We start from the raw sequence: 23,254 nt of genomic DNA, 5'->3' as shown, positions 1-23,254 counted from the left end.
CCGTGATGGCGATGGCGTAGGCGAGGCTGCTGCGGCCGTTTCAATCCACGCGTCCCACGCGGGACGCGACGCCTTTTCGATCGACATTGACGTTCTCCGGGTTGAGTTTCAATCCACGCGTCCCACGCGGGACGCGACCCAAATCTGCACAAATATCCCTGCATTTATTGGTGTTTCAATCCACGCGTCCCACGCGGGACGCGACCAGTCAACGCGGCCGGTCTCTGCGAGGTGCGAGAGTTTCAATCCACGCGTCCCACGCGGGACGCGACCGAAATGATCCGAAAGAGGTGCTACTTTTTGGCCGTTTCAATCCACGCGTCCCACGCGGGACGCGACACAATCCCCTCGCAACTCCGGAGTCACCAAATGCGTTTCAATCCACGCGTCCCACGCGGGACGCGACCGCCCCACAGTTAACCCATTCCACCCGCACTGAAAATGCCCGCAGTCGCGCGAACCTCAACGGGCTGCTGCCAATCTCCCGCCAAAATTCGACGACTGCGAGCAAAAGATCCCGACCGATCAACGCTCTACAGCCAGCGCGAACCTCCGGGGGAAAGCGGGCCTGCTTCCGGTTCGCGCTCGCCGCGCCGGATGCGGGATCTGCCGGCCTCATCATCATCATCGGAGCGGCCGTGCCCGGCCATGCCAGACGCCTGCCGGCGATGCCGAGGCCTTCATCCGCGACGGCTTCGCCGGGATCAAGGCCGCCTTTCCCCGAACGCGCGCCGGGGAAATGGGCGCCATCCTCCCCTGGCTCGGCCGCGAGGCGACCGGCCGCGCGCCGGTCGCACGGGCGATCCCGGCAGGCGCTCGACATCGCCGGCCGCCGCGGCGCGAGGGCGGGCCTGCGCGAGGGCCGCCGGCCTATTCGGCGGCGAGACCCCTGCTCCGGTCACGGCCGAGGCCGGCGTAATAGGCGCGCTTGGCCTCGTACATCATCAGGTCGGCCCGCTTGATCGCCTGCTCCAGGCGCTCGCCGGGCAGCGCCGTCGCGGCGCCCAGGGAGAAGCTGAGCGGCTCGCCGGTGTAGAACTGGTTGTTGAGGGCCACGAGCTTTTCGATGTTCTCCATCGCCAGCTCGGCGCCGCGCTCGTCGACGCCCGGCAGCAGCACGGCGAACTCGTCGCCTCCGATGCGGGCGGCGTGGGCGGGCTTGTCGACCAGCTTGCCCAGGATCTCGCCGGCCCGCCGCAGCAGCTCGTCGCCGGCGGCGTGACCGAGCTGGTCGTTGGCCCCCTTGAGGCCGTTGAGGTCGGCGACGATCACCGAGACCGGGAACGGGCCCTTGCGCTCCAGGCGGTTGAGCTCGTCGACGTAGAAGGACCGGTTGTAGAGCTTGGTCAGCACATCGTGCTTGCCGAGGAACTCCAGATAGGTCTCGGCCTTCTTGCGGGCGGTGATGTCGGTCAGCGCCACCTGCACCAGCGACCAGTCGCGCTCGTGGCCGGGCAGCACCGAGAACTGCAGGTGCAGGTGCAGCTCGTCGCCGGCGAGGGTGTAGTTCACCACCTCGCGCTGCTGCATCAGCTTGCCCTGCCAAAGGTCGATCAGCTGCTCGCGGAAATGCTGGTGCATGCCGTCGCGAAAGACGTCGCGCAGGCCGCGCAGCAGGGTCGGCTTGTCGCCGGAGCAGAACAGCTCGAGCGTGTGCTGGTTGACCTCGATGACCCGGATCTCGCTCATGCAGCGGCTGACGAATTCGGGGTGGACATCGGTGAAGACGCGGAAATCGACAATGCCGCGCTCGCGCACGTCGTCCATCAGCCGCTTGACCGCGCTGAAATCCTCCACCCACAGCGACACCGGCGAATGGTGGAACAGGCCGCGCGCATAGGCCTCGGCCGCGGCGGCCTGGCGGCGGGCCGCCTCGCGCTCGGTGACGTCCTCGATGGCGACGAGCACGCGCGCCCAGCTGTCCTCGTAGCCGGGCAGCACGGTGCCGTGCAGCTGGATGTCGAGGCGGCGGCCGGACAGCGTGTAGTTGACCGTGAGGCTGGCGAACTCCAGCCGGCCGTTCCACAGCTGCTCCAGCTCGTGCAGGTGCGCCACCAGCATGTCGTCGCGGAAGACGCGGTCGAGATGCGCCACGAGATGGTCGAGATCGTTCGCCTCGAACAGCGACAGGGTCTTGCGGTTGACCTTGACGACGTCGATGCAGCCGGCGCAGCTCCGCACCCGGGCGGGGTCGGCGCTGAGATGCTCGCGCAGGCTGGTGACGCCGGCGCGCCGCCAGTCGTCGAACAGCGCCTTGAGGTCGCTGTAGTCCTCCAGCCAGAGCGACACCGGCGCGAGATCGAACATGTGCGCGTCGTCGGTGCGCCCGGCAGCGTCCTGGGGACCGGCGACGTCGTGGTTCCGTGGTGGCATGGTGCTCCCGCATGACCAAACGCAGCGGAGAAGGCCAGCGCCCTCATCGCCGTTTTGCCTCATATTGCATCAAATGACCCCTTGCCGCGAGAACAACCTCGCCGTCCCCGGCGCGGCCGGCGATTGACAGGCCCGGTGACGCCCGATATTGCGCGCCGGCCGGTTGCCGGGGCCGGATGGCCCCCGGCTGTTCGGCGCCGGTCGCCGCTCTCCTTCGCCGGCCGCACCGCGATCTCCCGGGCCGCGGCTCGCCGGGCGGCAGGCCCCCGGAGGACCCCATGGCAATCACTCGCAGGAGCTTCTGCGGCGGCCTCGCAGGCGGTCTCGCCGGCCTGCCCCTAGCCCAGCGCGCCGCCCTGGCGGGCCTCGCTCCGCCCGCCCGCCCGCTGGCGCTCGCCGTCGTCGACGTGACCGGCAGCCTGGCGTTCACCCGGCCGGCGATCGAACGCTACCGCGCGGCGCGGCCCGGGGCCGTCGAGCGCTTCGCCTTCTCCGGGGCCTCGGCGCCGGCGCTGGCGGCGCAGCTCGCAGCCGGCCGCGCCGACGTCGACCTCGTCCTCGCCGACACCGACATGCTCGCAGCCGGCCTGGCGCAGGACCTGTGGACCGACCTCGCCCCCCACGCCGCCGCCCTACCCCGGCCGGAGGCGCTGCTCACGCCCCAGGCCGCCCGCATGCAGGCGCTGGCCGGCAGCCGGGCGCTGTGCATCGCCTGCCAGCCCTGCGGGCCGCTGATCGAATATCTGCCCGGCCGGGTCGCGGCGCCGCCGGATACGGCCGAGGCGCTGCTGGCCTGGGCCCGGCAGAACCCGCACAAGTTCGCCTATGCGCGCCCGGCGACCTCCGAGCCGGGCCGCACCTTCCTGATGGGCCTGCCCTATATCCTCGGCGACGCCGACCCGCGCGACCCGGCCCGAGGCTGGACCAGGACCTGGGACTACCTGGCGGCGCTGGGCGAGACCATCGAATCCTACCCGGCGGGCGCCGCCCGCACTCTGCAGGATCTCGGCGAAGGCACGCGCGACATCGTCGTCTCCACCACCGGGTGGGACCTCGCCCCCCGGGCGCTCGGCGTCGTGCCCGCGGCGACGGCGGTCGGCGTGCTGCAGGGCACCCGCTGGATCACCAGCGCCCAGTACCTGGCGGTGCCCAAAAACCTGCCCGCCGAGAGGCTGGCGGTGCTGCTCGACCTCATGGGTTTCCTCCTGGAGACGGAGCAGCAGGCCCTGGCCTTCGACCGGAGCCCGTTCCATCCCGCGCCGGCCGCGAAGGGCGTGACGCTCGACATGGCGCCGCGGCGGAGCCGGGAGATGATCCGGGCCTACGATCGCCCGGCCTACCAGGCCTGGCTTGCCGACGCGCCGCTGGAGGCGCCGCTCGACACGGCCGGCATGATCACCGCCGCCCGGCTCTGGGACGAGCGGATCGGCGCCCGCAAGCGCTGAAGGCGGCGGGATATCCGGCCTGCCGCCGCGGCCGCGGCGTCGCATTGCAATCGGGCCCGGGCTGCCGCACCTATAGGGGGCGGCGCGCCATCCCGCGGGCCGGCCCGAGCGCCATCCGCCATGTGGAACAGCCCCCTCCTGCCGAAACTCCGGTTGGTCAGCGGCCTGGTGCTGATGGCCTATGTCTGCGGCCACCTCGTCAATGCCGCGCTCGGGCTCGCCTCGGTCGAGGCCATGGATGGCTGGCGTCCGGTGCTGATGGCGCCCTGGCGGCCCCTGCCCGGCATCGTCCTGCTCTATGCCTGCCTGGCCGTGCACACCCTGCTCGGCCTCGCGGCGGTGGTCCGCCGGCCGCGCCTGGCGCCGACCCTGAAGGACGTGACGCAGATCGCCTTCGGGCTCCTGATCCCGGCCCTGCTCGCCGCCCATGTCCTGGCCACGCGCGGCGCCCGGCTGCTCGCCGACTTCCAGCCGGACTATGCCTGGATCCTGACCGTCTATTGGAAATGGGGACCGGGTTACGGCCTGGTGCAGGTCTTCCTCGTCGCCGTGGTCTGGACGCATGGCTGCATCGGCATGCTGGCCTGGCTCAACCTCCGGCCCTGGTGGCCACGCGTGGCGGCCTTCGCCTACCCGCCGGTCTTCGCCCTGCCGATCCTCGCCCTGCTCGGCTTCGTCCATGCAGGCGACGAGGTCCTGGCCCGGCTGGCCGGCGATCCGGCGTTCCAGGCCCGGGCGCACGCGGCCGGCCAGGCCGCCGCGCCGACGGTGCCGACGCTGGTCGCCTGGCAGCACGACCTGCTCGCCGCCTGTGCGCTGGTGATGGCGGCCACTCTCGCCCCCGCCCTGTGGCGTGTGCTGCGCCGGCGCCTGGAGCCGCCCGCCACGGCCACGCTGCGCTATGTCGGCGGGCCGACGCTGGCGGCCGAGATCGGCGCGACGCTGCTCGACGTCAGCCGGCGCAACCACGTGCCCCACTCCGCCGTCTGCTCGGGACATGCGCGCTGCGGCACCTGCCGGGTGCGGGTCGAGGCGCCGGCGGGGGCGCTGTCGCAGCCGCGGCCGGACGAGAGCCTGCTCCTGTCGCATCTCGATAGCGGAGGGGCCGTCCGCCTCGCCTGCCAGGCAAGGATCCTGCAGCCGGTCGCCCTCACCGTCGAGCGGCTGGTGCCGGTCGAGGTCGCGGAGCCGGCGGCGCGCGGGGAATGGCGGCCCGGCGCCGAGGCTGAGGCCCTTCCTTGAGACGGCGCGCCATGGTCCCGCTGATCGCCCTGGCCAGCCTCGCCGCCGGACCGGCCACGGCCCAGGACGGCGGCGCCGTCGCCACCGCCGAGCGCTTCGTCGCCGACCTGGAAACGATCGGCAACGAATGGGCGACGGCGACCATGGGCTTTGCCGGCGCATGGGCGAGCGGCGAGCTGCTGCGCGTCGTCACCTATCTCATGGTGCTGCTGATGATCGCGGCCGGCAGCGAGCTGCTGTTCTGGTGCTATGGCGGCCCGGCCCTGCGCGCGCTCAGGGCCGCCAGGCCGACCTCGCCGCGCCAGCGCGCCCTGGTCGGAGCCGAGCAGCTCGCCCTGCGCGCCTTCGGCGTGGCGCTGTCGACCGGCGCCGCCCTCGCCGCCACCGCGGTGCTGACCCTGCCGCCGGTGGTGACGGCGATCGCGACCGTCCTGGCGCTATCGACCGGCGCGCTGCGCGCCGTCATGCTGCTGGCCGGCTACCTGCTGGCGCCGCGCATCGGCTCCCATCGGCTCCGGCCCTGGACCGACGCCACGGCGCGCCACGTCCATGCCTATGTCCTGGCGATCGCGACGACGGCGTGGGCCGGCTATGTCGCGGCCCAGTTGCTCGACGTCTTCGCCGCCCCGGACGTCGGCAGGGCCGCGGCCAGCGTCGCCGCGGCGCTGACGGGGCTGATGCTGCTGGCGGCGCTCTCGGCCTGGTCGCGGACCCGGCGGGCCGCCCGCCCGCCGGGGCGCCGGGGCCTCGCCGATCTCCTGCCCTTCAGCCTCGCCGCGCTGCTCGCCGCCGGCGCCGTGCTCTGGTTCATCGGCTGGCATCGCTGGGTGTGGACGCTCGTCGTCCTCGCCGTCCTCGTCGTCGCCGACTTCGCCGGCGCCGCGATCCTGCACGCGCTGCTGCGCGGCGATCCGGACGGGACGGAGCAGGAACCCGACGTCATCGGCCTGGCGCGCGCCTATGAACCGGTGATTCGCCGCTTCCTGCGCTTCTGCCTGGCGCTGGTCGCGTTCGTGATCATCCTGGCGATCTGGCGCGTCGACATGCTGATGCCGGAGGCGGCGGAGCGGCCGGTGGTGCGCGTGGTGGCGCAGTCCGTCAACGTCGTCGCGGTGGTGCTGCTGTGCGACCTCGCCTGGCTGTGGCTGCGCACCTTCATCGACCGGCAGTTGCGCATGTCGGTGCGCATGGGCGACGGCGAGGCCGCCTCGCGCCTGTCGACGCTGCTGCCGATGATCCGCACCGCCGTGCTGATCCTGCTGGTCGGCCTGACCACGCTGGTGGCGCTCTCGGCCATCGGCGTCAACATCGCGCCGCTGCTGGCCGGCGCCGGCGTGGTCGGCCTCGCCATCGGCTTCGGCGCCCAGACCCTGGTCCGCGACATCATCACCGGCGTGTTCTTCCTGATCGAGGACGCCTTCCGGGTCGGCGAGTACATCGACGTCGGCAGCCGCAAGGGTACGGTGGAGGCGATCTCGCTGCGCTCGGTGCGGCTGCGGCACCAGCGCGGCGCGCTGCACACCGTGCCGTTCGGCGAGATCAAGTCGGTGTCGAACGAGAGCCGCGACTGGTCGATCGTCAAGCTCGAGTTCCGCATTCCGTTCGACACCGACCTGGCGCAGGTCAAGAAGATCATCAAGGGCATCAATGCCGATCTGATCGCCGATCCGGATCTGGGGCCGAACCTGCTCGAGCCGCTGAAGAGCCAGGGCATCAACCGCTTCGACGATTACGGCATGGTGCTGCGCGTCAAGTACACGGCCAAGCCCAACTCCACCCTGTTCATCATCCGGCGCGAAGCCTACCAGCGCATCCGCGACGCCTTCGACCGCGCGGGAATCAGGCTCGGCGAGCGCAGCGTCAAGGTCGAGATGGCCGGGCGCGGCCTGCCCGACGGCGTCGCCGCCGCCGGCGCGGCCGACAGCATCGAGGAGCCGCCGCCCCGGCCGGCCTGAGGCGCCGCCGGGGAACAAGGGCCCCAACCCGCTCGTCGTGGCCGGCGCACGTGTTCCGGACGATGCCCGGGCAGGGCCTCCGGACCGGCTCTCGCTCGAGAGTCCGACGGCCTCGGCGCCTTCCGCTTTTGACGGCGGAAACCGGAGAAGCTATCCATTTGCCAGGCTTTCAGCCGTGGCTCGTGGGGGGCTCGCCGCCGATTCGCCTGCTGCGCCGATGGCGACAAGCCCAAGGAGGCGAAGGCGGCCGGCACCGTCGTCCTCCTGCAACAAATCCGGCGGCGCGGCGGAATGGAGGCAAACTCCGAAGGAGGGCCGCGGAAGGGCGAAACGACATGACGCAACACCATGACGCAATCGAGGTCACCGAGGCCAATGCCCGCGAGGCTCTGGCAGGACTTCCCCTGATCGTGCGCAAGGCGCTGGGCTATGCCCTGAGGATCCGGCACGGCGTGCTGACCGTGGTGCTGCCCGGCGGACGGCGCCTGCGCTTCCGCGGCCCGCATCCGGGACCGGAGGGCGCTCTCGAGGTCAAGACGCTGGGCTTTGCCAGGCGGCTGATGTCGGGCGGCGACATCGGCTTCGCCGAGGCCTATATCCGCGGCGAATGGGACAGCCCCGACGTGGCGAAGTTCCTGGAGCTGTTCTCGGTCAACCACCATGCCATCGGCTCCATGCTCGGCCACGCGCCGCTGACGCGGCTGTGGCAGAACTTCCGGCACTGGCTGAACCGCAACACCAAGGCGGGGTCGCGCCGCAACATCCACGCCCATTACGACCTCGGCAACGCCTTCTATTCGCAGTGGCTCGACCAGACGATGACCTATTCGTCCGCCCTGTACGAGCCGCACGACAACGACCTGTCCTCGGCCCAGGCCCGCAAGTACCGGGCGCTGGTCGAGAAGATCGACGTCGGCCCCGATCATCACGTGCTGGAGATCGGCTGCGGCTGGGGCGGCTTCGCCGAGCACGTGGCGCGCGAGACCGGCGCCCGCGTCACCGGCCTCACCATCTCGCGCGAGCAGTACGACTTCGCCCGCAAGCGCATCTTCGCGGCCGGCCTCGCCGAGAAGGTCGAGATCAAGCTGCAGGACTACCGCGACGAGACCGGCCTCTACGACCGCATCGCCTCGATCGAGATGTTCGAGGCCGTGGGCCAGCAATATTGGCCGACCTATTTCCGGCAGCTCAGCGACCGGCTGAAGCCCGGCGGCAAGGCCGGCGTCCAGGTGATCACCATCCGCGACGAGCTGTTCTCGACCTATACGCGCGAGGTCGACTTCATCAGACGCTACATCTTCCCCGGCGGCATGCTGCCGACGCCGACGATCATGCGCCAGCTCGGCGAGAAGGTCGGGCTGCCGCTGGCGTCCGAGCGCGTCTTCGGCCTCGACTATGCCCGCACCCTGGCCGAATGGCGCGACCGCTTCCTCGACGCCTGGCCGGGCATCGTGCCGCTCGGCTTCGACGAGCGCTTCAAGCGCATCTGGCAATATTACCTGTCCTATTGCGAGGCGGGCTTCCGGGCGGGCTCCATCGACGTGCGCCAGATGGTGTTCACCAAGGCGGGGTGACCGAGGCGCTCGTCCACATGCCGTGAAGGCTCCGGCCGGACCGATCGCATCCCGCGCTTGCCGCCCAGGCGCGGGAGGACTACGATTGGCCCACTAACTTCATGGATTTGATGCAGCATGCCCTTCCGCACAGGCCTCGTCGACGCCATCGGCCGCACGCCCCTGATCCGGCTCAACCGCGCTTCCGAGGAGACCGGCTGCACCATCCTCGGCAAGGCCGAGTTCATGAATCCGGGCCAGTCGGTGAAGGACCGGGCGGCGCTGTACATCATCCGGGATGCGGTGCAGCGCGGCCTGCTGCAGCCGGGGGGCACCATCGTCGAAGGCACGGCCGGCAACACCGGCATCGGCCTGGCGCTGGTGGCCGATGCGCTCGGCTTCAAGACGGTGATCGTCATCCCGGAGACGCAGAGCCAGGAAAAGAAGGACATGCTGCGCCTCGCGGGGGCCGAGCTGGTCGAGGTGCCGGCCGTGCCCTACGCCAACCCGAACAACTATGTGAAGGTGTCGGGCCGCCTCGCCGAGGAGCTGGCGCGCACGGCGCCGGGCGGCGCGGTGTGGGCGAACCAGTTCGACAACGTCGCCAACCGCCAGGCCCATATCGAGACCACGGCGCCGGAGATCTATGACGACACCGGCGGCACGGTCGACGGCTTCATCTGCGCCGTCGGCACCGGCGGCACGCTGGCCGGCACCGGCATCGGCCTCAAGCAACGCAACCGCGCCATCAAGCTCGGCCTCGCCGACCCGATGGGCGCGGCCATGCACGCCTTCTTCACTTCCGGCGAGCTGACCGCCTCCGGCTCCTCGATCTCCGAGGGCATCGGCCAGAACCGGGTGACCCGGAACGTCGAGGGTGCGCCAGTCGACTTCTCCTGCCAGATCCCGGACGAGGAGGCGGTGCCGATCGTCTACGACCTCCTGCTGCAGGAAGGCCTGTGCGTCGGGCTCTCCACCGGCATCAACATCGCCGGGGCGATCCGCATGGCACGTGAGATGGGCCCAGGGCACACCATCGTCACCATCCTGTGCGACTACGGCACGCGCTACCAGTCCAAGCTGTTCAACCCGGCGTTCATGCGCTCCAAGGGCCTGCCGGTGCCGGAATGGCTGGAACGCAAGAGCGCGCTGAAGGTGCCGTATCTGTAGGCTGCCGGAGGCCCTGCAGGAAAGGGCGCTCGAAGCCTTCTCCGGGAGACGCCATATTGCCGCCGGCCGCGGTTCGGTGCAGGGAAGGCGCTCGACCGTTCGCGAGACCGCCCCATGTCCACTGCCCTGCTCTTCCGTGACGATGCCTATCTGACGACGACGCCCGCCACCGTGCTCGCCGTGACCGAGCGCGGCGGCATCGTGCTCGACCGGACCGTGTTCTACGCCACGGGCGGCGGCCAGCCGGGCGATGCCGGCACGCTGACGCGGGCGGACGGCAACCGCGTTGCGATCGCCACCGCGGTCTGGAACGACGCCGCCAAGACCGAGATCGCCCATGTCCCGGCCGAAGGCGGCGCCCTGCCCGCCATCGGCGAGACCGTGCGGCTCGACCTCGACTGGCCGGTGCGCCATGCCCGCATGCGCGTGCACACGGCCCTGCACCTGCTGTCGGTCGCCCTGCCCTATCCCGTCACCGGCGGCTCGATCGGCGAGGGCGAGGGCCGGCTCGACTTCGACATTCCGGACGCCGGCCTCGACAAGGACGCGATCACGGCCCGGCTCCTGGAGATGGTGGCGGCCGATGCCGCCGTCAGCGAGCGCTGGATCACCGATGCCGAGCTCGACGCCAATCCCGGCCTGGTCAAGACCATGTCGGTGCAGCCGCCGCGCGGCTCCGGCCGGGTGCGGCTGGTCGAGATCGCCGGCCTCGACCTCCAGCCCTGCGGCGGCACGCATGTGCGCAGCACCGGCGAGATCGGCCCGGTGGCGGTGACGCAGATCGAGAAGAAGGGCAAGCAGAACCGGCGGGTGCGGATCGCGCTGGGATAGCAGCCCGGTCAGCGGCTCAGGACGGACAGCGCCGCCCCGATCACGCCGGCATCGTCGCCCAGGGCGGCCGGGACCACCGGGCACTGGTACCAGGGCGACAGGGCGGGCGCGAGGGCGAGCGCCTGCGCCGCGGCGCTGCCGAGGCCGCCGCCGAGCAGGACGATCTCGGGGTCGACGGTGGCGACAAGGCTGTCGACGGCGGCGCGGAGCGGCCCGGCCCAGGCCTCCAGCACCGCCCTCGCCGCCGGGTCCTCGCCGGCGGCGGCCAGGAGCGCCTCGACCCTTGTGCCGGCGGGCAGGCCCGCCTCGGCGATCAGCCGGCCGAGCGCCGTGCCCGAACTGGTCGTCTCGACGCAGCCGCGCCGGCCGCAGGCGCAGGGATGGCCACCGACGTCGACCGTGAGATGGCCGAGCTGTCCGGCGCTGGCACGCCCGCGGGCGATCGCCCCGTCGAGCGCTATGGCGCCGCCGATGCCCGTGCCGATGGTCAGCATCACGACCTGGCGCCGGCCGCGCGCGGCGCCGATATGCATCTCCGCGACGAGGGCCATGTTGCAGTCGGTGTCGAGCACCACCCTCTTGCCGGTCTCCGCCTCCAGGCGCTCGACCAGCGCGACGTCGGCAAGGTCGAGGAACCCGCCGGAGAGGACGCGCCGCGCGGCGGCGTCGACCCGCCCCGGGATGCCGACGCCCAGCCCCGCCACGCCGTCGCGGTCGAGCTGCCGGGACAGGGCGAGGATACGGTGCAGCGCCGCCTGCGGGTCGCGGCTGATGCGCTCGGACAGGGAGGCCAGGATGCGCCCGGAGGCGTCGACCCGCGCCACCCTGAGGTTCGTGCCGCCGATGTCGATGCCGATCGCCTCGCCCTGGACCATGGGCCTCACCCGCCGATCATCAGGTTCACGACTTCGCTCGGCGTCGTCGCGCCGGTGCGGAAGTCGCCGACATTGCTGCCGCGCCGCATCACGAAGATGCGGTCGGCGATCTCGAAAACGTCCTGCATGTTGTGGCTGATCAGCACCACCGGCACGCGCCGCTCCTTCAGCATGCGGATCAGAGCGATGACCTTGCGCTGCTCGGGCACGCCGAGGGCGGCCGTCGGCTCGTCCATGATCATCAGCCGCGCCTGCCAGTAGACGGCGCGGGAGATCGCCACCGCCTGCCGCTGCCCGCCCGAGAGCTGGCGCACGGGCGCGCTCAGGTCGGGGATGCGGATGTGCAACTCGTCGAGAACCGCATGGGCCTTCTCGCGCATGGTGCGGTTGTCGAGGCCGGGGACGAAGCCCAGGCGCTTCGTCCCGATCTCGCGGCCGAGGAAGATGTTGTCGGCCGCGCTCAGATTGTCGCAGAGGGCGAGGTCCTGGTAGATCGTCTCGATGCCGGCGCTGCGGGCATCCTCCGGCGAGTTGAACTGCTTCGGCTGCCCGTCGAGCTCGATCGAGCCGGCATCGGCGCGGTAGACGCCGGAAATCATCTGCACCAGCGTCGACTTGCCGGCGCCGTTGTCGCCCACCAGGGCGATCACCTCGCCTTCCGGAATGTCGAGGTCGACGCCGTTGACGGCGGTCAGGCCGCCGAAGCGCTTGACCAGGCCGCGGCAGCGCAGCAGCGGCGGCCCGGCGGAATGCGTCGAAGGCGCATTGTCTGCGGGCCGGGTCATCGCGCGATCCTGAACTTGGCCTTGTCGGCGAGCACGGCAAGGATGATGACGACGCCGACCGCGGCATATTGCCAGAACGGGTCGATGCCGAGCAGGACCAGGCCGTTCTGGATGACGGCGATGATCAGCGCACCCACCAGCGTGCCGAGGATCCGACCTTCCCCGCCGAGCAGGGACGCGCCGCCGATGACGATCGCCGCGATCGAGGACAGCATCAGCGCGTCGCCCGAGCTGGCGACGCCGCCGGTGTAGCGCAGCACGTACATGAAGCCGGCCAACGCCGCCATGATCGAGGACAGGATATAGACCTTGAACAGGTTGCGCTGCACCGGGATGCCGGCGCGCAGGGCCGCCTTGGCGCTGCCGCCGATGGCATAGACGTGCCGGCCGAAGCGCGTCGAGGCGAGGAGCCAGGCGCAGAAGGCAGTCGCCAGCCCGGCATAGAGGATCTGGTAGGGCAGGAAGCCGCGGACGTTGCGCACCTCGGCGCCGACCACGCCGGCCGGCATGCCGAACAGGCCGAGGCCCTGCTCGGGATGCCAGTAGAGCACGTAGCCGTTGCCGAGCGTTCCGAGCCCGGGCAGCGGGATGCTGACCGGCGGTCCGCCGGAGAGGACATAGGCGATGCCCTGGGCGATGCCGAGCGTGCCCAGCGTGGCGATGAACGGCGAGACCTGCAGCTTGGCTATGATGGCCCCGTTCAGCAGCCCGGCGACCAGCCCGACGCCGAGGGCCGAGAGCAGGCCGGCGAGCACGACCAATGGGAAGGGATAGCCGACCAGGCTCTGCATCACCAGCGAGATGACGATGGTGGCCAGGCCCATGACATAGCCGACGGACAGGTCGATGCCGCCGGTGATGATGACGAAAGTCTGGCCGAGGGCGAGCACGAGCACGACGGCCGCGTTCGCGCCCATGGCCTGGAAGTTGAACAGGTCGAAGAAATGCGGCGTCGTCACCGAGAAGAAGACGACGAGGGCGGCCAGGAACAGCCAGGCCCAGACGCGGCCGAGCAGCTTCAGGGCTCGGCCCCCGCCGGGAGCGGCAGCCGCCGGCGCCGGGCGGCCGGCCTGCGGCGTGGAGACGCCGGCGGAGCCGGCGCCATCTGTCGGTTGGGCGGTCATGTCCTGCCTGGATGCGCCGGAGCAGCCGGATGGCGGCTCAGTTGCTCTTGTAGATGGCCTGCTGCGCCTCGGGCGTGTCGACGTTCTCGCGCGTGATCACGACGAAGGGTGTCGCCACCTTGCGCTTGACGTCGGCAGCCTTGCCGTTCAGCGCATCGACCACGTTCTGGACGGCGGTCGCGCCGATCAGCGCCGGCTGCTGGGCGATGACGATGTCGACGACGTTGTTGCGCAGGTCGTCGATCGCCTGCTCGGGGGCGTCGAAAGAGGCGATCTTCACGGTGCCGGTGAGGTTCGCCGTCTTGACGGCGGCGGCCGCGCCCTGGGCGCTGAACAGGTTGCCGCCGAAGATCGCGCCGATGTCGGGCGTCTTCTGCAGGCTCGCCTGGGTCTGGGTGGTGGCGATGGTGGCGTTGCTCTGGGTGTAGTCGACACCGGCGAGCGTCACCTCCCCGTTCGTCGCCTTGATGGCCTCCAGGCAACCGTCGCGGCGGGCGGTGTCGGAGGGCACGTTGGCGGTGGAGACGAGCACGTAGAGCTTGCCCTTGCCGCCCATGCCCTTGATCAGCGACTCGCAGGCGAGCTTGCCGCCGCCGAAATTGTCCGAAGCGATGTAGCTGAGCGGGAAGGTCACGGGCCCGGCGGCATAGTCGCCGTTGCCGATATACTGGTCCGTGGTCACCACCGGCATGCCGGCGTCGGAGGCGCGCTGCAGCGCGGCGACCATCGCCTGCGGGTCGTTCGGCACGGCGATGAGGCCGTCGACCTTGCGGGCGATCATGGCGTCGACGATCGGCGTCTGCAGGGCCGGGTTCCACTGGGAAGGACCGTCTGCGACCAGGGTGACGCCGAGTTCGTCGGCCTTCTGCTGGGCGCCCTTCGCCATGGTGACATAGAAGGCATCGCCCTTGATGCCGTAGACCAGCGCGACGGTCTTCTTGTCCTGGGCTGCGCCGCCGGAGGCGGCCGCGCCGGCCAGGGCAAGGCCGCAGGCGAGGGAAGCGAGGGTTTTGCGCATAGGATCCTCCCAGATCATGGCCTTGTGCACGCAGAGCCGTTCCGGCTTTCTGCTATCGTGGGCGGGCGTGGCGCATTGGCCCGGCCGACGAAGTGATGTAACTAATTTCTGAATAAAGTTGCAACAGGTTTCTCATGGACACGCCCCCGTCGGACTCCCGGGCCCTGCTCCACACCGTGGCGCGCCTCCACTACGAGCAGGACCTGTCGCAGCGGGACATCGCCCAGCAGATGCAGCTGTCCACGGCAACGGTGTCGCGCCTGCTGCGCCGGGCTCGCGAGGAGGGAATCGTCCGCATCGAGATCAGCGAATTCGTCGAGCCGGACACGCTGGCCGGCGATTTGGCCGCCGCCTTGACGCTTCGACGCGTCGCCATCGCGCCGAGCGCATCGGAACAGGGCACCCTGGCGGCCCTCGCCGACCCCGTCGGGCGGCTGCTGAAGGAGGCCCGTCTCGGTCCCCGTTCCGTCCTGGGGCTGGGATGGGGGCGCACCGTCTGGGAGGTGCTGCAGGTCGGCCTGCCGGAGGCGCACGGCACGACGACGGTGCCGCTGAGCGGCGGCATCCCGGAGGCGGCCCGGCACTTCCAGATCGGCGAGTTCGCCCGGCTGGCCGCGGCGCAGATGGAAGGCATCCCGAAATTCGTCCATGCCCCCTATCTGCTCGCCGACGAGGCGCGGCTCGCCCTGGTGAAGGACCCGGTGATCCGCGAGAGCGTCGAATTGTGGGACAGGGTCGACGTCGCGCTGGTCGGCATCGGCCGGCCGCATGGCGGCGACCGGACGAGCAGCGGCGCGGCGATGACGCCCAACGACCCGGCGCTGGACCACGCCGCCGGCGACGTGCTGCTGCGCTACTACGACGCCGCGGGCCGCATGGTGGCCTGGAAGGACCAGGACAAGCTGCTGGCGATCAGCACCGGGCAGCTCAAGCGCATCCCGCTGCTGATCGGCGTCGCCGCCTCGCCGCTCAAGGCCGCCGCCATCATCGGCGCCGCGCGCGCCGGCCTGATCAACGCCCTGGTGACCGACAGCCGGACGGCGCTGAAGATCCTCGATACCCTCAGGGGCTGACGGCCCGCGGCCGCCCCCGCCCTCAGGCCCGCACCGTCCGCGGCCGTGCCGGCTTGCGCACCGCCTTGACCAGCCGGTAGCCGAGCAGGCCGGCGATGATGGCCGCATAGACCAGCGGCTCGATCTGCCAGACCTTCAGCACCATGACGAAGTGCAGCGCCGCCAGGGCGGCCGCGGCATAGACGAGCTTGTGCAGCCGAGCCCAGCCGGCGCCGCCGAGCCGGCGGATCGACCAGGCGTTGGAGGTTGCCGCCAGCGGCAGCAGGATGGCGAGGGCAGCCATGCCGATGGTGATGTAGGGCCGCTTGACGATGTCGGCCAGCACGGCCTGGGGATCGAGCCCGCGGTCGAACAGCAGCCAGACGCCGAGGTGCAGCAGGGCATACCAGAAGGCCATGAGGCCGAGGGCGCGGCGATAGCGCAGGAGATTGACATGGCGGCGCAGCGGCGTGACGCACAGCGTCGCGATCAGGAAGCGCAAGGCCCACAGGCCGATGCCGTGCTCCAGCGCCCGGACCGGGTCGGCGCCGAGCCGGTCGGAAAAGGCGAGCCAGAAGGTCCAGGCGGCCGGGATGAAGCCGGCGGCATAGACCAGGGCGACCGGCACCTTCGGCACCGCGAGCCCTCCGGGCGTGCGGGGGGCGGCCATCAGAAATTCGCCCTCAGATCCATGCCGGCATAGAGGCCGGCGACCTGGTCGCCATAGCCGTTGAAGGGCAGCGTCGGCCGGCGCTTGGCCAGGAGGCCGCCCTCGCCGATGCGCCGTTCGGTGGCCTGGCTCCAGCGCGGGTGGTCGACCTGCGGATTCACGTTGGAATAGAAGCCGTACTCGCCGGCATTCTGCAGGTTCCAGGTGGTCTTGGGCTGATGCTCGACCAGGCTGATGCGCACGATCGACTTGATGCCCTTGAAGCCGTATTTCCACGGCACGACCAGCCGCAGCGGCGCCCCGTTCTGGTTCGGCAGGGTCTCGCCGTAGAGGCCGACGGCGAGGATGGTCAGGGGATGCAGGGCCTCGTCGAGGCGAAGCCCCTCCACATAGGGCCAGTCCAGCGGCTGGAAGAAGCCGCTCTGGCCCGGCATCTCCTCAGGCCGCACCAGGGTCTCGAACGCCACATATTTGGCGCTGCCCTTCGGCCCGGCCCGCTTGATCACCTCGGCGAGCGGAAAGCCGTCCCAGGGAATCACCATCGACCAGCCTTCGACGCAGCGCATGCGATAGATGCGCTCCTCCAGCGCGAACGGCTTGACGAAATCTTCCAGCTGATAGTCGGCCGGCTTCTCCACCAGGCCGTCGACCTTCACCGTCCAGGGCTTGGTCGTGAGCTTGCCGGCATAGGCGGCCGGGTCGGCCTTGTCCGTGCCGAACTCGTAGAAATTGTTGTAGGAGGTGATGTCCTCGCGGCTGGTCTGCGGCTCGCCGGTCGAGAACGGGCTCCTGGCGGCGTCAAGCGCCGCCGCGGCCTCGCCGGGCAGCGCGGCGCCGAGCGCGAGGCCGGCCGCCCCGGCCAGGAGGCGGCGGCGGTCCAGATAGATGTCGCGGGGCGTGATCTCGGACGGGGCGAGGTTTGACGCGTGGCGGATCAGCATGGGAGGCCTCATACCGTGGGTATGCCCCCTATACGTCCCGACGCGATCAAGCGTTGCTCACGATCGCGTCATGGCCCGGGCCGGCGCCACCGCCTCGCCGTTTCGTGATCGGTCGGCCCGGCCGGCACGGCGATCACGCCGGCGCGATGTCGCCGCGCTCCCAGCCCTCCTTCACCTCGGCCCGGAAATCGGCGAAGCGCCCGGCCGCGATCGCGGCGCGGATGCCCGCCATCAGTTCCTGGTAATAGGCCAGGTTGATCCAGGTCAGCAGCATCATGCCGAGGATCTCGTTGGCCCGGGTCAGGTGATGCAGGTAGGCGCGGCTGTAGTCGCGCGCCGCCGGACAGGACGAGGCCTCGTCGAGCGGGCGCTTGTCCTGGGCGTGGCGGGCGTTCTTCAGGTTGATCTTGCCGAAGCGCGAAAACGCCAGGCCATGCCGGCCGGCCCGGGTCGGCATGACGCAGTCGAACATGTCGACCCCGCGCGCCACGCTCTCGATCAGGTCGTCCGGCGTGCCGACGCCCATGAGGTAGCGCGGCCTCGTCGCCGGCAGGTGCGGCTCCACCGTCTCGATCATGTCGAGCATCACCGCCTGCGGCTCGCCGACCGCCAGGCCGCCGATGGCGTAGCCGGGAAAGTCCATGGCCGCGAGCGCCCCGGCCGATTCGATGCGAAGCCGCTTGTCGTCGCCGCCCTGGACGATGCCGAAGATCGCCTTGCCCGGCTGCGAGCCGAAGGCGGCCCTGGAGCGCTCGGCCCAGTCGAGCGACAGGCGCATGGCCCGCTCGATGTTGGCGCGGTCGCTCGGCAGGCGCACGCATTCGTCGAGCTGCATGATGATGTCGCTGTCGAGCAGCGTCTGGATCTCGACGGAACGCTCCGGCGTCAGGCGATGCATCGAGCCGTCGATATGGCTCTTGAAGGTGACGCCCTGCTTGTCGAGCTTGCGCAGGCCGGCCAGCGACATCACCTGGAACCCGCCGGAATCGGTGAGGATCGGTCCCGGCCAGCGCGCGAACTCGTGCAGTCCGCCGAGCGCGGCGACCCGCTCGGCGCCCGGCCGCAGCATCAGGTGATAGGTGTTGCCGAGGATGATGTCGGCGCCGAGGTCTCGCACCTGGTCGGCATACATGGCCTTCACCGTGCCCGCGGTGCCGACCGGCATGAAGGCGGGCGTGCGCACCACGCCGCGTCCGAGCGTCAGCGCGCCGGTGCGCGCCGCGCCTTCGGTGGCATGGATGGCAAAGGAAACACCCGTCGTCACGCCGCATCCTCCCGGAAAAGCAGGCTGGCATCGCCATAGGAATAGAACCGGTAGCCGCCGGCGATCGCGTGGGCATAGGCCTGCCGCATGCGGTCGTAGCCGGCGAAGGCGCAGACAAGCACCATCAGCGTCGAGCGCGGCAGGTGGAAATTGGTCATCAGGACGTCGGTGGCGCGGAAGCGGTAGCCAGGCGTGATGAAGATCGCCGTCTCGCCCGCGAAGGGCGCGATGACGCCGTCCTCCCCGGCCGCGCTCTCGATCAGGCGCAGCGAGGTGGTGCCGACCGCGACGATGCGCCCGCCCCGCGCCCGTGCCGCATTGAGGGCGGCGGCCGTCTCGGCCGTCACCTGCCCCCACTCGGCATGCATGCGGTGCTCGGCCAGCGTCTCGGCCTTGACCGGCAGGAACGTGCCGGCCCCGACATGCAGGGTGACGAAGTGCCGGGACACGCCCCGGTCCCCGAGCCGCTGCAGCAGGTCCGGCGTGACATGCAGCCCGGCCGTCGGCGCGGCCACGGCGCCGTCCGCCGCGGCATAGACGGTCTGGTAGTCGGTCCGGTCGCGCGCATCCTCGTGGCGCTTGCCGGCGATGTAGGGCGGCAGCGGAATGTGGCCGGCGACGGCGATCGCCTGGTCGAGGGCCGGACCGGCGAGGCTGAAGCGCAGCGTCACCTCGCCCCCCTCGCCCCTGGCCTCGACCTCGGCGTCGAGGGCCTCGCCGAAGCGGATGCGGTCGCCGACCGCCAGGCGCTTGGCCGGCCGGGCGAACGCCTTCCAGCGGTCCGGCGCCAGGCGCTGGTGCAGCATGGCTTCCATCGCGGCGCCGGTGCCGCCGGGCCGGTGGCGCACGCCCTCCAGCCTGGCGGGGATGACGCGCGTGTCGTTGAACACCAGCGCATCGCCCGGCGCCAGCAGGTCCGGCAGGTCGCGGACATGACGGTCCTCGAAGCCGGCCGCGCCGGGTCGGACGACCAGCAGGCGCGACGCGCCCCGCGGCTCGGCCGGGCGCAGCGCGATCCGATCCTCGGGCAGGTCGAAGTCGAAGTCGGAGATGCGCATCACAGGAAGCGGATCATCAGGACACCGGCCATCATCAGGCCGACGCCGGCAACGCGTCCCAGCGAGACCTCCTGGACGATGCCGGCCGGCCAGCCGAAATGATCGAGCGCCACCGCCATGATCAACTGGCCGGCGATCAGCGTCGACATCACCACCGCCACGCCGAGGCGAGGCACCAGGAAGACGGCGCTGAACAGGTAGAAGGCGCCGAGCAGGCCGCCGGCGAACCAGACATAGGGCGGCAGCGTCCGCGCCGTCTCCAGCGTCGGCAAGGGCTGGCGGGTCGCCAGCGTCGCCGTGAACAGCACCGCGGTGCCGACGCAGAAGGAGATCAGCGCCGCGGTGACGGGCGATCCGATGCCGCGCGCCAGCTGGGAATTGACGGCGGCCTGCAGCGCGATGCCGCCGCCGGCCACAAGGCCCATCAATCCGAGGAGGAGCACCGGCGCGGGCATTGCGGGCTTGCCGTCAGGCGACGTCGGCGGCGACGCGCAGGGTGACGATGCTGTCGGGATCGCGCACCGGCTCGCCGCGCTTGATCTTGTCGACGTTCTCCATGCCCTCGGTCACCTGGCCCCAGACCGTATATTGCCGGTCGAGGAAGCGGGCGTCGTCGAACACGATGAAGAACTGGGAGTTGGCCGAGTTCGGGCTCTGCGCCCGGGCCATCGAGCAGACGCCGCGCACATGCGGCTCGGCGTTGAACTCGGCCGGCAGGTTCGGGTGCTTGGAGCCGCCGGTGCCGGTGCCGTGCGGGCAGCCGACCTGGGCCATGAAGCCGTCGATGACGCGGTGGAAGACGATGCCGTCATAGAACTTCTCGCGCGCCAGCTGCTTGATGCGCTCGACATGCTTGGGCGCCAGATCGGGCCGCAGCTCGATGACGACGCGGCCCTTGGTGGTTTCCATGATGATCGTGTTTTCGGGATCGGCGGCCATGATGGCTCCTGTTGTGTCGGCGTATCGGGAAGGCAGCTCGACCGGCTAGATAGGCCGAACTGCCCGGCGATGGAAGGGCCGGCGGCGCGGGGCCGCGGCTGCTCTGCGAGGCGGAGCCCCGCTGCCGGCCCGGCAGCCGGCCTCAGGCCTGCTTCAGCGACGCCACGAACGCCTCCTGCTCGGCGATGAGTTCGCCGGACAGCGCCTTGGCGATCAGGGCGCGGGTTTCGGGGATGCCGTAGATGGCGGCGAAGGAGCCGAAGCGCGGCCCCCGCTGCTCGCCGAGCAGGATGCGGTAGAGCGTGTTGAACCATTCCAGCGACACGCCCGGCCGCTCGGGCGTCGCGCCCTTGGCCTTGAAGTCCTGGTAGGACGGCTGGGCCCGGCCGACATCGTAGACCGCCTCCTGGATCGCCGCCGCGTCGGCATGCGCCGGCAGCGCGGCGAGCGCCGTGGACAGGGCCTCCAGGGCCCGGCGCTCCTCGGCGTTCGGCACATGGTACTGCTTGGCCGGCTTCACGAAATCGCGGAAGTAGCGGATGGCGTAGCCGACCAGGGCGTCGAGCCGGGGATGGCTCTCCGGCGAGGCGCCGGGCGCGTAGCGCTTGAGGAAGCCCCACAGCACGTCCCTGGTCTCGGCGTTGGCCACGGCCACGAGGTTGAGCAGCAGGCCGAAGGAGACGCTGGTGCGCTCCCCCTCCCCGCCGATGGTCTCGGGCGCCGGCGGATTGCCGCCGTGGATGTGCCAGACCGGGTTGCCGAGCCGGTTCTTCCAGTCCTGCCGCTCATAGCTGCCGAGGAACTGCAGATATTCGTCGGCGGTGCGCGGGATGACGTCGAAGTACAGCTTCTTGGCCTCGCGGGGCTTCTGGTACATGAACTGCGCCAGGCTCTCGGGGCTGGCATAGGTCAGCCACTCGTCGATGGTCAGGCCGTTGCCCTTCGACTTGGAGATCTTCTGGCCGGTCTCGTCCAGGAACAGCTCGTAGTTGAAGCCGTCCGGCGGCGTGCCGCCCAGGACCTTGCAGATCTGGCTGGAGATGCGGACGTTGTCGATGTGGTCCTTGCCGGACATCTCGTAGTCGACGCCGAGCGCGGCCCAGCGCAGGGCCCAGTCCGGCTTCCACTGCGCCTTGGCATGGCCGCCGGTGACGACGGTCTCGAAGCGCTTGCCGGTGGCCGGGTCGGTCCACACGATGGTGCCGCGCGCGGCATGGCGTTCCTCGATCGGCACCTGCATGACGATGCCGGTCTCCGGATGCACCGGCAGGAAGGGCGCATAGGTCTTGCGCCGCTCCTCGCGCAGCGTCGGCAGCATGATCGCCATGACGTCGTCATAGCGCTCCAGCATGACCAGCAGCTTCTCGTCGAGCCGGCCGGCGGCATAGTACTCGGTGGCGCTGGCGAACTCGTAGTCGAAGCCGAACGTGTCGAGGAAACGCCGCAGCATGGCGTTGTTGTGGTGGCCGAAGCTCTCATACTTGCCGAACGGGTCCGGCACCTTGGTGAGCGGCTTGCCGAGATGGCCGCGCAGCATCTCCGGCGACGGCACGTTGTCGGGCACCTTGCGCATGCCGTCCATGTCGTCGGAGAAGCACAGGAGCTTGCTGGAATAGCGCCCGTCGGTGAGCACGTTGAAGGCATGGCGCACCATGGTCGTGCGCGCCACCTCGCCGAAGGTGCCGATATGCGGCAGGCCCGAAGGCCCGTAGCCGGTCTCGAACAGCACCTCCTGCCGGTCGCCGCCACGTTTCTCCACCCGCGCCACGAGTTTCCGCGCCTCCTCGAACGGCCAGGCGGCCGAGGTGCTGGCGGCCGCGACGAGCTCGGCGGGAAAGTGGTCGGGCATGGCGGGTCTCCTGAAGGGAAAACGCGGGGGCGTCGTCCGCGGACGGTCGATACGGGCCTCGCGCCCCCGGCCTGGGCCGGGCGCGCCCGTCACCGCATGCAAGACGCTCCGCCCGCGTGGGATGCCTTAGTCAGGGCGGATGAAGGCGTCAATGCGCCAAATGCAGCGCCGCGCGCCGCAATTCCGCGCGCCGCCCCGCTGCGGCCGCGACGACGACGGCCCCGGCATGGTCCGAAACCGCACGCCGCGTCCGCAGGCAAGCGGCGATTGCGGCCGTCACGGAGCCGCGACATGATGGACCCCCTCCCGCATCGGAAGATCGCCGCATGCCTCTCGTCGACTATCTCGCCGCCGCCGCGGTGACGCTCCTGGTGGTGGTCGACCCGCCGGGGCTGGGACCGATCTTCCTGGGCGTGACGCCGGGCATGACGGTGGCGCAGCGCCGCTCCGTCGCCTGGCGCGCCGCGGTGATCGCCACCGGCGTCCTCGCCTTCTTCGCGCTGGTCGGCGAGCCGTTCCTGCGCCTGCTCGGCATCACCCCGCCGGCCTTCCGCATCGCCGGCGGGCTGCTGCTGTTCTGGATCGCCTTCGAGATGGTGTTCGAGCGGCGCAGCGAGCGCAAGGCGAACACCGCCGAGATCGCGATCACCAAGGACCACATCTCCAACGTCGCCGTCTTTCCCCTGGCGATCCCGATGATGGCCGGGCCGGGCGCCATCACCGCGACCATGCTGCTGTCGGCGCAGGCCGGCGGCGATCCGCTGCTGCTGGCCTGCCTGCTGCTGCTGATCGCCGTCACCACGCTCTGCTGCTACGCCGTCTTCCAGGCGGCGGCGCCGATCAACCGCCTGCTCGGCGTCACCGGCAATGCGGTGCTGACGCGCCTGCTCGGCATCATCGTCGCGGCGCTGGCTGTGCAGTTCGTGGTGGACGGCGTGCGGGCCGCCGCAGCGGGATAGCCGAGGCGACGAAGAGCTGCGACGGAGTGTCCTCGGTCCGCGTGCCGGCAGCCGGCCTCAGAACGGTAATAGGGAAGTCTGGAGTGTAAACTGAGAGAGAGAGGCCTAGCAGGCTGCTGAAAAACGCACTGTTTTTTTGATGGCAGGGGTG

Annotated in this window: 20 protein-coding genes and 1 CRISPR repeat array (1 of these 21 cut by a window edge); of the genes, 8 read left to right on the top strand and 12 right to left on the bottom strand. The window is 70.6% G+C overall.

Going from position 1 to position 23,254, the window contains the following annotated elements:
- Positions 1 to 406: a CRISPR direct-repeat array (repeat unit 33 nt; unit sequence GTTTCAATCCACGCGTCCCACGCGGGACGCGAC) (it extends 2,663 nt beyond the left edge of the window).
- 464 nt (positions 407 to 870) lie between these two features.
- A complete protein-coding gene (locus AC27L4_RS24820; RefSeq protein WP_487145175.1) occupies positions 871 to 2,373 on the bottom strand; it encodes a GGDEF domain-containing protein in 1,503 nt (500 codons plus the stop codon).
- 278 nt (positions 2,374 to 2,651) lie between these two features.
- On the opposite strand from AC27L4_RS24820, the gene AC27L4_RS24815 reads away from it, so the two are divergent.
- The 6 genes from AC27L4_RS24815 to AC27L4_RS24790 all read left to right on the top strand — a co-directional run bounded on the left by AC27L4_RS24815 (position 2,652) and on the right by AC27L4_RS24790 (position 10,569).
- Positions 2,652 to 3,818, top strand: a complete 1,167-nt coding sequence (locus tag AC27L4_RS24815; protein WP_487145174.1) for an extracellular solute-binding protein — start codon at positions 2,652 to 2,654, stop codon at positions 3,816 to 3,818.
- Between the two features lie 120 nt (positions 3,819 to 3,938).
- Positions 3,939 to 5,060, top strand: a complete 1,122-nt coding sequence (locus AC27L4_RS24810) for a 2Fe-2S iron-sulfur cluster-binding protein (RefSeq protein WP_487145173.1) — start codon at positions 3,939 to 3,941, stop codon at positions 5,058 to 5,060.
- An 11-nt stretch (positions 5,061 to 5,071) separates the two neighbouring features.
- The gene (locus AC27L4_RS24805) at positions 5,072 to 7,015 is read left to right on the top strand and encodes a mechanosensitive ion channel family protein (RefSeq protein WP_487145172.1); all 1,944 of its coding nucleotides are present in this window, start codon (positions 5,072 to 5,074) and stop codon (positions 7,013 to 7,015) included.
- A gap of 335 nt (positions 7,016 to 7,350) precedes the next feature.
- Positions 7,351 to 8,589 (top strand): class I SAM-dependent methyltransferase, encoded by a 1,239-nt coding sequence (locus AC27L4_RS24800; RefSeq protein WP_487145171.1) that lies wholly within the window; start codon positions 7,351 to 7,353, stop codon positions 8,587 to 8,589.
- Between the two features lie 117 nt (positions 8,590 to 8,706).
- Positions 8,707 to 9,738, top strand: a complete 1,032-nt coding sequence (locus AC27L4_RS24795) for a cysteine synthase A (RefSeq protein WP_487145170.1) — start codon at positions 8,707 to 8,709, stop codon at positions 9,736 to 9,738.
- Between the two features lie 114 nt (positions 9,739 to 9,852).
- Positions 9,853 to 10,569 (top strand): alanyl-tRNA editing protein, encoded by a 717-nt coding sequence (locus AC27L4_RS24790; protein WP_487145168.1) that lies wholly within the window; start codon positions 9,853 to 9,855, stop codon positions 10,567 to 10,569.
- Positions 10,570 to 10,577: 8 nt separating this feature from the next.
- On the opposite strand, the gene AC27L4_RS24785 is transcribed toward AC27L4_RS24790, so the two are convergent.
- The 4 genes from AC27L4_RS24785 to AC27L4_RS24770 are packed head-to-tail and all read right to left on the bottom strand — an operon-like array spanning position 10,578 to position 14,371.
- Positions 10,578 to 11,444 (bottom strand): ROK family protein, encoded by an 867-nt coding sequence (locus AC27L4_RS24785; protein ID WP_487145250.1) that lies wholly within the window; start codon positions 11,442 to 11,444, stop codon positions 10,578 to 10,580.
- 5 nt (positions 11,445 to 11,449) lie between these two features.
- Entirely contained in the window at positions 11,450 to 12,229 is a 780-nt protein-coding gene (locus AC27L4_RS24780) for an ATP-binding cassette domain-containing protein (RefSeq protein WP_487145167.1), read from the bottom strand.
- Entirely contained in the window at positions 12,226 to 13,353 is a 1,128-nt protein-coding gene (locus AC27L4_RS24775; protein ID WP_487145166.1) for an ABC transporter permease, read from the bottom strand. The genes AC27L4_RS24780 and AC27L4_RS24775 overlap by 4 nt, the downstream gene beginning before the upstream one ends.
- A gap of 37 nt (positions 13,354 to 13,390) precedes the next feature.
- Entirely contained in the window at positions 13,391 to 14,371 is a 981-nt protein-coding gene (locus AC27L4_RS24770) for an ABC transporter substrate-binding protein (protein WP_487145165.1), read from the bottom strand.
- Between the two features lie 134 nt (positions 14,372 to 14,505).
- On the opposite strand from AC27L4_RS24770, the gene AC27L4_RS24765 reads away from it, so the two are divergent.
- A complete protein-coding gene (locus tag AC27L4_RS24765) occupies positions 14,506 to 15,444 on the top strand; it encodes a sugar-binding transcriptional regulator (protein WP_487145164.1) in 939 nt (312 codons plus the stop codon).
- A gap of 22 nt (positions 15,445 to 15,466) precedes the next feature.
- Here AC27L4_RS24765 and msrQ read toward each other — a convergent pair whose 3' ends face one another.
- The 7 genes from msrQ to AC27L4_RS24730 form a co-directional block, all read right to left on the bottom strand.
- The gene (gene msrQ, locus AC27L4_RS24760; RefSeq protein ID WP_487145163.1) at positions 15,467 to 16,093 is read right to left on the bottom strand and encodes a protein-methionine-sulfoxide reductase heme-binding subunit MsrQ; all 627 of its coding nucleotides are present in this window, start codon (positions 16,091 to 16,093) and stop codon (positions 15,467 to 15,469) included.
- Complete coding sequence (gene msrP, locus AC27L4_RS24755; RefSeq protein ID WP_487145162.1) at positions 16,093 to 17,034, bottom strand: protein-methionine-sulfoxide reductase catalytic subunit MsrP; 942 nt, start codon at positions 17,032 to 17,034, stop codon at positions 16,093 to 16,095. Before msrP ends, msrQ begins: the two co-directional genes overlap by 1 nt.
- A 133-nt stretch (positions 17,035 to 17,167) precedes the next feature.
- Complete coding sequence (tgt, locus tag AC27L4_RS24750; RefSeq protein ID WP_487145161.1) at positions 17,168 to 18,298, bottom strand: tRNA guanosine(34) transglycosylase Tgt; 1,131 nt, start codon at positions 18,296 to 18,298, stop codon at positions 17,168 to 17,170.
- Positions 18,295 to 19,356 (bottom strand): tRNA preQ1(34) S-adenosylmethionine ribosyltransferase-isomerase QueA, encoded by a 1,062-nt coding sequence (queA, locus tag AC27L4_RS24745; RefSeq protein WP_487145160.1) that lies wholly within the window; start codon positions 19,354 to 19,356, stop codon positions 18,295 to 18,297. The genes tgt and queA overlap by 4 nt, the downstream gene beginning before the upstream one ends.
- Entirely contained in the window at positions 19,356 to 19,811 is a 456-nt protein-coding gene (locus tag AC27L4_RS24740; RefSeq protein WP_487145159.1) for a DMT family transporter, read from the bottom strand. Before AC27L4_RS24740 ends, queA begins: the two co-directional genes overlap by 1 nt.
- Before the next feature lie 13 nt (positions 19,812 to 19,824).
- Positions 19,825 to 20,295, bottom strand: coding sequence for a peptidylprolyl isomerase (locus AC27L4_RS24735; RefSeq protein WP_487145157.1), 471 nt, complete (start codon positions 20,293 to 20,295; stop codon positions 19,825 to 19,827).
- A 142-nt stretch (positions 20,296 to 20,437) separates the two neighbouring features.
- On the bottom strand, positions 20,438 to 22,144 hold the full coding sequence (locus AC27L4_RS24730; RefSeq protein ID WP_487145156.1) for a lysine--tRNA ligase: 1,707 nt from the start codon (positions 22,142 to 22,144) through the stop codon (positions 20,438 to 20,440).
- A 326-nt stretch (positions 22,145 to 22,470) separates the two neighbouring features.
- On the opposite strand from AC27L4_RS24730, the gene AC27L4_RS24725 reads away from it, so the two are divergent.
- Positions 22,471 to 23,103, top strand: coding sequence for a MarC family protein (locus AC27L4_RS24725; RefSeq protein WP_487145155.1), 633 nt, complete (start codon positions 22,471 to 22,473; stop codon positions 23,101 to 23,103).
- Positions 23,104 to 23,254 lie beyond the last annotated feature (151 nt).

Source organism: Labrys sp. Lb11, from assembly GCF_057554225.1.
Note: the sequence above shows the minus strand (reverse complement) of the source record. Positions and strands in the feature narration are given on the sequence as shown.

Coding starts and splice junctions, on each gene's coding strand:
- AC27L4_RS24820 (WP_487145175.1), bottom strand. CDS start 2,373: ATGCCACCACGGAACCACGACGTCGCCGGTCCCCAGGACGCTGCCGGG.
- AC27L4_RS24815 (WP_487145174.1), top strand. CDS start 2,652: ATGGCAATCACTCGCAGGAGCTTCTGCGGCGGCCTCGCAGGCGGTCTC.
- AC27L4_RS24810 (WP_487145173.1), top strand. CDS start 3,939: ATGTGGAACAGCCCCCTCCTGCCGAAACTCCGGTTGGTCAGCGGCCTG.
- AC27L4_RS24805 (WP_487145172.1), top strand. CDS start 5,072: ATGGTCCCGCTGATCGCCCTGGCCAGCCTCGCCGCCGGACCGGCCACG.
- AC27L4_RS24800 (WP_487145171.1), top strand. CDS start 7,351: ATGACGCAACACCATGACGCAATCGAGGTCACCGAGGCCAATGCCCGC.
- AC27L4_RS24795 (WP_487145170.1), top strand. CDS start 8,707: ATGCCCTTCCGCACAGGCCTCGTCGACGCCATCGGCCGCACGCCCCTG.
- AC27L4_RS24790 (WP_487145168.1), top strand. CDS start 9,853: ATGTCCACTGCCCTGCTCTTCCGTGACGATGCCTATCTGACGACGACG.
- AC27L4_RS24785 (WP_487145250.1), bottom strand. CDS start 11,444: ATGGTCCAGGGCGAGGCGATCGGCATCGACATCGGCGGCACGAACCTC.
- AC27L4_RS24780 (WP_487145167.1), bottom strand. CDS start 12,229: ATGACCCGGCCCGCAGACAATGCGCCTTCGACGCATTCCGCCGGGCCG.
- AC27L4_RS24775 (WP_487145166.1), bottom strand. CDS start 13,353: ATGACCGCCCAACCGACAGATGGCGCCGGCTCCGCCGGCGTCTCCACG.
- AC27L4_RS24770 (WP_487145165.1), bottom strand. CDS start 14,371: ATGCGCAAAACCCTCGCTTCCCTCGCCTGCGGCCTTGCCCTGGCCGGC.
- AC27L4_RS24765 (WP_487145164.1), top strand. CDS start 14,506: ATGGACACGCCCCCGTCGGACTCCCGGGCCCTGCTCCACACCGTGGCG.
- msrQ (WP_487145163.1), bottom strand. CDS start 16,093: ATGGCCGCCCCCCGCACGCCCGGAGGGCTCGCGGTGCCGAAGGTGCCG.
- msrP (WP_487145162.1), bottom strand. CDS start 17,034: ATGCTGATCCGCCACGCGTCAAACCTCGCCCCGTCCGAGATCACGCCC.
- queA (WP_487145160.1), bottom strand. CDS start 19,356: ATGCGCATCTCCGACTTCGACTTCGACCTGCCCGAGGATCGGATCGCG.
- AC27L4_RS24740 (WP_487145159.1), bottom strand. CDS start 19,811: ATGCCCGCGCCGGTGCTCCTCCTCGGATTGATGGGCCTTGTGGCCGGC.
- AC27L4_RS24735 (WP_487145157.1), bottom strand. CDS start 20,295: ATGGCCGCCGATCCCGAAAACACGATCATCATGGAAACCACCAAGGGC.
- AC27L4_RS24730 (WP_487145156.1), bottom strand. CDS start 22,144: ATGCCCGACCACTTTCCCGCCGAGCTCGTCGCGGCCGCCAGCACCTCG.
- AC27L4_RS24725 (WP_487145155.1), top strand. CDS start 22,471: ATGCCTCTCGTCGACTATCTCGCCGCCGCCGCGGTGACGCTCCTGGTG.